General features: G+C 69.9%; 9 protein-coding genes. 5 read left to right on the forward strand and 4 right to left on the reverse strand.

The features are described from left to right. A partial coding sequence (gene dusA, locus VGD44_RS01665; RefSeq protein WP_331083205.1) for a tRNA dihydrouridine(20/20a) synthase DusA occupies window positions 1-927 on the forward strand: 927 nt, incomplete at its 5' end. Here the strand turns inward: dusA and VGD44_RS01670 are convergent. From VGD44_RS01670 to VGD44_RS01680, 3 genes are all read right to left on the reverse strand, one after another. Beyond that, the gene (locus tag VGD44_RS01670) at window positions 871-1,392 is read right to left on the reverse strand and encodes a TIGR02281 family clan AA aspartic protease (RefSeq protein WP_331083207.1); all 522 of its coding nucleotides are present in this window, start codon (window positions 1,390-1,392) and stop codon (window positions 871-873) included. The two genes, dusA and VGD44_RS01670, sit on opposite strands and share 57 nt — an antisense overlap. Window positions 1,393-1,569: 177 nt before the next feature. After that, window positions 1,570-1,791 carry a DUF1289 domain-containing protein gene (locus VGD44_RS01675; RefSeq protein WP_331083209.1) on the reverse strand — a complete coding sequence of 74 codons (222 nt, stop codon included), beginning with the start codon at window positions 1,789-1,791 and terminating at the stop codon, window positions 1,570-1,572. After that, entirely contained in the window at window positions 1,788-2,213 is a 426-nt protein-coding gene (locus tag VGD44_RS01680; protein WP_331083211.1) for a PaaI family thioesterase, read from the reverse strand. The genes VGD44_RS01675 and VGD44_RS01680 overlap by 4 nt, the downstream gene beginning before the upstream one ends. A gap of 171 nt (window positions 2,214-2,384) precedes the next feature. On the opposite strand from VGD44_RS01680, the gene VGD44_RS01685 reads away from it, so the two are divergent. From VGD44_RS01685 to VGD44_RS01695, 3 genes are all read left to right on the forward strand, one after another. After that, window positions 2,385-2,738 (forward strand): hypothetical protein, encoded by a 354-nt coding sequence (locus tag VGD44_RS01685; protein ID WP_331083213.1) that lies wholly within the window; start codon window positions 2,385-2,387, stop codon window positions 2,736-2,738. A gap of 123 nt (window positions 2,739-2,861) precedes the next feature. Next, window positions 2,862-3,179, forward strand: a complete 318-nt coding sequence (locus VGD44_RS01690; RefSeq protein ID WP_331083215.1) for a hypothetical protein — start codon at window positions 2,862-2,864, stop codon at window positions 3,177-3,179. Window positions 3,180-3,248: 69 nt separating this feature from the next. Then, window positions 3,249-4,718, forward strand: a complete 1,470-nt coding sequence (locus VGD44_RS01695) for a phospholipase D-like domain-containing protein (RefSeq protein WP_331083217.1) — start codon at window positions 3,249-3,251, stop codon at window positions 4,716-4,718. Window positions 4,719-4,760: 42 nt separating this feature from the next. On the opposite strand, the gene VGD44_RS01700 is transcribed toward VGD44_RS01695, so the two are convergent. Continuing rightward, window positions 4,761-5,492 carry an endonuclease/exonuclease/phosphatase family protein gene (locus VGD44_RS01700; RefSeq protein ID WP_331083219.1) on the reverse strand — a complete coding sequence of 244 codons (732 nt, stop codon included), beginning with the start codon at window positions 5,490-5,492 and terminating at the stop codon, window positions 4,761-4,763. Between the two features lie 98 nt (window positions 5,493-5,590). Here VGD44_RS01700 and VGD44_RS01705 point away from each other — a divergent pair, with 98 nt between their 5' ends. Further along, window positions 5,591-6,211: a TonB family protein gene (locus VGD44_RS01705; RefSeq protein WP_331083221.1), complete on the forward strand. Its 621-nt coding sequence runs from the start codon at window positions 5,591-5,593 to the stop codon at window positions 6,209-6,211. The last annotated feature ends 218 nt before the right edge of the window (window positions 6,212-6,429 follow it).

Below are 6,429 nucleotides of genomic sequence, written 5' to 3' on the forward strand. Positions count from 1 at the left end.
GAGAGCCTGCTCTACACCGAGATGCTGACTACGGGCGCGGTGCTGCACGGCGACCGGGCGCGGCTCCTGGCGTTCTCGGAGGTGGAGCATCCGGTGGCGCTGCAGCTAGGCGGGTCGGAGCCGGCGGACCTCGTGGAGGCGGCGCGGATCGGCGAGGCCGAGGGGTACGACGAGATCAACCTCAACGTCGGCTGTCCGTCCGACCGGGTGCAGTCGGGGCGGTTCGGCGCCTGCCTGATGCGCGAGCCCGAGCTGGTGGCGGAGTGCATGGCGGCCATGGCCGCGGCGGTGAAGGTCCCGGTGACGGTGAAGTGCCGGATCGGCGTGGACGAGCAGGACCCGGAGGAGAGCCTGTTCCGGCTGGTGGACCTCAGCGCCCAGGCCGGGGTGAATCTGTTCGTGGTGCATGCGCGCAAGGCGCTGCTGAAGGGCCTGTCGCCGAAGGAGAACCGGGACATCCCGCCGCTGAACTACCCGCTGGTCTGGCGGCTGAAGCGCGAGCGGCCGGAGCTGACCATCGTGATCAACGGCGGCATCGGTTCGCTGGACGAGGCCGAGGAGCATCTGCAGCAGGTCGACGGGGTGATGCTGGGCCGTGCCGCCTACCACACGCCGGCGATCCTGGCCGAGGCGGATGCGCGCATCTTCGGCGTGGGCGAAGTCGTGGATCCGTTCGAGGCGGTGGCGGCCTACCGCGACTACGTGGCGGCCGAGCTGGCGCGGGGGACGCACCTGGCGGCCATGACCCGGCACATGCTGGGCCTGTTCCACGGCCAGCCGGGCGCGCGGACGTGGCGGCGGATCCTGACGGTCGAGGGGGTGAAGCCGGGCGCGGGCCTCGAGGTGATCGACGAGGCCCTGGGCGCGATCTCAGGGCTGGAGGCTCAGCGTCTCGCGCGTGGCCTCGAAGCGGGTGAGGCGGCCTAGGTAGCTCATCCCCAGGAGCGAGACGTCGAGGCCGTCGGACACGACCAGCGCCTGGACGTTCTCCAGCTTGGCGCCGTTGATCGACACCGACGGCAGGGTGATGGCCGCGGCGCGCGACGAGCCGCTGGCGGTGGTGACGTCGTAGCCGTACTTGAGGTCGGAGGCCTTGAAGCCGAGCTTGGCGGCGTCCGCCGGCGTCAGGGCCACGGCGGTGGCCCCGGTGTCGACGAGGAAGTGGACCTTGCCGGCCCCGCCTTGCGGGCCGCCGACCTCGGCGTCGGCCCAGAAGTGGCCGTCGGCGGCCTTGCTCACCGCGCCCGCGGCGGGGGTCGACGGGCCGGCCGCGAACCCTTCGGCCTCGAGCCGCGCGATGCGCATCGGCTCCGGGGCGATCGCCTGGACGGCGCAGGCGCTGGCGAGCGCCGACACCACCGCCACGGCGGCGAGCTTGCCGAGTGAAGACACCTCAATCACCAAAGGAAGCGGCCCTTGTGGCCCGTCGTTGGCGTTGAAGCTAGGGCGGCGAGGTTGGAATCTCGTGAATCGACACGGTTTCCGAGACTTAAACCATGAGTGGTGGCAGGGCTCGGAACCGCGGAGGAGGAGGGCAAGCAGATCGTCCTTCAAGGCTCTCCGCCGGCCTCAGAACATCGCCAGCTTTTCGGGGCGGATAAGGCGGCGGCGGTCGGGGAGCTCGGCGAGGATGGCGTCGCGCTCGGCGTCGGTGAACCGTGACCAGGCGGCCACTTCGTTGAGGCGGCGGTAGCAGCCCATGCAGAGGCCGCTCTCGCCGTCGACCACGCAGACCTTGATGCAGGGGGTCTTGATGGGGGGAGGCGGCCCGGCTGGCGCTTCGGCACTCATGACGGCAGAGCGTAGGTGACGTTGGCCTGGGCCGCCAGCCGGTCGGGACCCTCGGTCCAGATCCGGACGTCGCAGATCGCCAGGCGGCGGCCGAGGCGCAGCATCTCGGCCTCGGCGTGGAGGTCGCCCGGCTTTGCGCCGCGCAGGAAGCTCATGTTGAGCTGCGAGGTCACCGCCATCAGCTGGTCGCCGATGTGGGCGAGGACGAGCACGTAGGCGGCGGTGTCGGCGAGCGACATCAGGACCGGACCGGAGATCACCCCGCCCGGTCGCAGCAGGCCGTCGCGGTAGGGCGCCAGCATCCGTACACGACCCGGTTCGACGGACGTTGCGGTCGGGAAGGCCCCCTCGGCGTCCGGAAAGGCGCGGCGCAGGAGCGCGTTGACGGCGTCAGCGTCCAGCTTCGGTTCAAACTTGGCCATGCGCCTTTCTGGCCTGTGTGACCGGTTCATTACAAGATGTTTATGTATCTATGTAACAACGACGTATCATGACTGAATATTAATCCGCGAATACTGATCATTGCAGCTTGTTCATTTGAGTTGATCGCCGCCGACGGCCAGCATTCATACAGTTTCCAGGGAGATGCACCCATGAAGTACGCCGTCATCGCGCTCGCCATCGCCGCCGTCGCCGGGTCGGCCTCCGCCGCCCCCAAGTTGACCGACGTGGACTACCTGCGCGCCAACCGCTGCAAGGGCCTGGCGACCAGCATCGAGGGCGTCGTCGATCCGGCTGCGTTGAACAGCGTGATCAAGTCGGAGCGCGGCGCGCGCGCCACCTACGTGGTCGACCGCGGCGAAGAGGAATTCCAGAGGGCCCGTAAGGAAGCCAAGAGCCAGGACCGCAAGGCGCGGCTGACGGCCGAGCTGACCGGGGCCTGCCGGGCCTACCTGGGTGAAGCGACCAGCGTCGCCAAGCAGGGCAAGGACGTCGCCAACCCCTAAGTTCCCAAGCCCAACTTTGGCCCCCCGCCAGCGCATCGACTTCGGTCGATGCGCTTCTTTTTTGTTGCGTTCACATTGAGGGAGGCCACGCGATCGGCCTAGCTTCGCCAATCGGGGGCGGTGATGCGGACACAGTTGACCAAAGGCCTGCGACGACGGGTCATGTATGTCGAGAACAAGAACGGTTTGATCGACGGTGCTCAGGGCCGGATCGGCTGGGTTAGCTTCTCCAAGACGGGTCAGACCATCTACTACCGGGGCCGCACGTTGCAGAAAGGCAGGGGCATTAGCGGCGACTTCTTCGATGTGGAGTCGGGGGAGGAATACTGGGTCTCGGGCGTGAAGCAGCGCGGGTCGAACGCGCATCCCGCAGAACGAGGCGTGAGCATCGAAGTCGATCCCGATGCGCTCGACGATTATCGATTTATCCGGTCAGCTTAGGCCGATCCACTGGCGGAACCACAGCTGAACCATGGGGTTTGATTCGCGTGGGCGTGGGCCGAGGGCCGGATGAGTTTGCTGATCCCGGGCGAGACCTGCTGGCGGACGGACACCGCCGACCGCTGTGCGTTCCTGATCGACACCGAGGCCTATTTCACCGCGCTCTACGAGGCGTTCCAGAAGGCGCGGCGCTCGATCCTGATCCTGGGCTGGGCGTTCGACCCGCGCACGCGCCTGTTTCCCGACGGCTATGACGCTCCCGACGACCCGGACGAGGTGGGCCACGTGCTGCTGCGCCTCGCCCGCGAGCGGCCGGAGCTGGATATCCGCCTGCTGATCTGGAAGTCGGCCCTGCCGATCGCGGCCACCCAGGAGTTCTTCCCGCACAAGGCGCGCAAGTGGTTCGAGGGCAGCCGGGTGAAGTTCCGGCTGGACGACCAGGTCCCGATGGGCGCCTGCCATCACCAGAAGGTGGTGGTGATCGACGACCGGCTGGCGTTCTGCGGCGGCGGCGACATCGGCGTCGACCGCTGGGACACGCCCGGCCACCTCGACGTCGACCTGCGGCGGATCATGCCCGACCAGGAATGCCACGCGCCGCGGCACGAGGTGATGATCATGGTCGACGGCGCCGCAGCCCGCGCGCTGGGCGAGCACTTCCGCTTCCGCTGGCGGATCGGACCGACCGAAGAGCCCCTCGCCCCACCGCCCGACGCCGGCGGCGACCCCTGGCCCGACCACGTGCCGCCGCATCTCACGGGCGTGAAGGTCGGCATCGCCCGAACCGCGCCGCCGTGGCGCGGCGGGCCGGCGACGCACGAGCTGCGCAGGCTGACCCTGGCCGCCATCGCCGAGGCGAGGGAGACGATCTACCTGGAGAACCAGTACTTCACCTCGCCGGTGATCACCGAGGCGCTGGCGCGGCGGCTGGCCGAGCCCGAGGGGCCCGACGTGGTGCTGGTGACCACCGGCTTCTCGCCAAGCTGGTTCGACAAGCTGGCCATGGACAACGCCCGCGGCGCGATGGTCTGGCGGCTGCGCGCCGCCGACGTGTTCGACCGCTTCCGGGCGCTCTATCCCAGCACGGCGGCGGGCTCGACGATCATCGTCCACTCCAAGACCAGCATCTTCGACGACCGGCTGGCGCGGGTGGGCTCGGCGAACCTCAACAACCGCTCGTTCGGCTTCGACACCGAGATCGAGCTGGCCGTGGAGGCGCAGGACGAGGCGCAGCGGGTGATCCTGGCGGCCATGCGCGACCGGCTGGTGGGGCACTTCCTGGGCTACACCGGCGACGCGGTGGCCAAGGCCCGCGCCGAGCACGGCGGCAGCCTGGTCCGCGCCATCGACGCGCTGAACCGCGAGGGCCGCCTGCGCGAGATCCATCCGGCGCGGCCCCGCGGCTTTGCGGAGTTCGTCTCGGCCTACCACCTGGGCGATCCGTCCTGCCCAGAGGACTCGTGGCGGCCCTGGCGGCGGCGCGCGCGGCTGTTCGAGGAGGCGAAGGCGTTGGCGGGGGCGTCGGGCGCAACGCCGTGATGCTTTACCTCCCCGCGAAGCGGCGGGAGGTAAGTCTCGGCCTCACGTCAACTCGAAGTCCATCACCAGGGGCAGGTGGTCGGAGGCGACGCGGCTCAGGGGATCGAAGGGGGCGAAGACGTCCTGCACCTCGATGCCCGGGCTCACGAAGTGGTGGTCGATGCGCAGCACCGGCAGCGGCGAGGGGAAGGTCGAGCTGGGCTGCTTGCGCCGCGCCAGCCGCCGCGCGGGCTGCAGGCGGTGGGTCAGGGTGCGGTAGACCACCGAGCTGGCGGTGGCGTTGAAGTCGCCCAGCAGGATGGCGGGCCAGCCGCAGTCGGGGTGTTCCAGCCAGGCCGGACCGGCCAGGTGGGTCGCCTGGAGCTGCTGCTCGCGCGGCACGAGGCCCAGGTGGGTGTTGATGATCTGCAGCGGGCGGCCGTCCACGTCGACCTCGACCCAGAGCGCCCCGCGCGGCTCCAGCCCCTTCATGCGCGGATAGCCGGGCAGGGGCCCCGACTTCACCAGCCGCTCGGGATAGGTGGTGAGGATCGCGTCGCCGTAGCGCTCCTCCTCGACCTGGAGGGCGGCGTGGAAGTGGTGGGTCATCTCGAGACGCCGGGCGATCTCGTGGGCCTGGTCGACGTGGTTGGTGCGCCGGCGGCCGACGTCCAGCTCCTGCAGCGCCACGATGTCGGGGTTCAGCTCGGCCAGCACGGCGGCGACCCGGCCCACGTCGAGGCGGCGGTCGTTCCCGACGCAGCGGTGGACGTTGTAGGTGACGATGCGGGGCATGAAAGCGGAGGTTTGGCGGCTCGCCGCCGCAGTGGCAAGCTGCGCAACCACGTAGGTCCGCGTTCAGTTGCCTAAGCCACCGTCTCCGGGGGAACGAGATGAGCGCCACACTCGCCGCCGTCCTGCTGCTGCAGGCCGCCCAGGTCGCCACCACGCAGGTCGCCGCGTCGACGCGGCCGCCGCCCTCCACGGCCGACATGCCGGGCTGGTCCAAGGCGCCGAGGCCGGAGGACATGACCCGCGCCTATCCCCAGGAGGCGGCGCGGGTGAGCCTCGCCGGCTCGGCCACGCTGGAGTGCACGGTCGGCGCGGCCGGGGAGCTCACCGACTGCGTGGCCAGCGACGAGACGCCGGCGGGTTCCGGCTTCGGCGCCGCCTCGCTCGCGGTCGCCTCGAAGTTCCAGATGCCGACCAAGGCGCCGTCGGGGGCCTCGACCGTGGGCCGCACCGTCCGCTTCCCGATCCAGTGGCTGCAGCCGACCCGCGGCAAGACGCAGACGGTGGTGGTCTACGACGACTCCGGGCGCAGTGGCTCGCTGGGCTTCAACTGCCGCGTCCGCGACGACCGCAGCCTCGACAACTGCGTCGTCGTCGACGCACGGCCGCGGGGGACGTCGGCGCTGCCGATGGCCGGCGAGGCGGTCCAGCGCACCAAGGCCCCGGCCAACGCCGAGCCCGGTTCGCGGCTGATGGTCGTGGTGGAGGTGAAGCGCCAGTGAGGCCAAGCCCGAGCTGCGGCGGGCGAGCTTGGCCTTTGGCGCCGGACTTGCTTTAACGCTTCGGTAACCAAAGCGTCAGGACCCGAAATGCTCCACTGGATCGCCATGGCCGCCGCGGCCGTCTCGTCTGCAGCAGCGATCAAGGCGGCCCCGGCCCCGGATCTCCTGGAAGTGAACTGGGTCGCGACGCCCTCCGGCCAGGACATCGCCAACGTCTA

The sequence above is a fragment of the Phenylobacterium sp. genome (genome assembly GCF_036402295.1).
Lineage (GTDB): Bacteria > Pseudomonadota > Alphaproteobacteria > Caulobacterales > Caulobacteraceae > Phenylobacterium.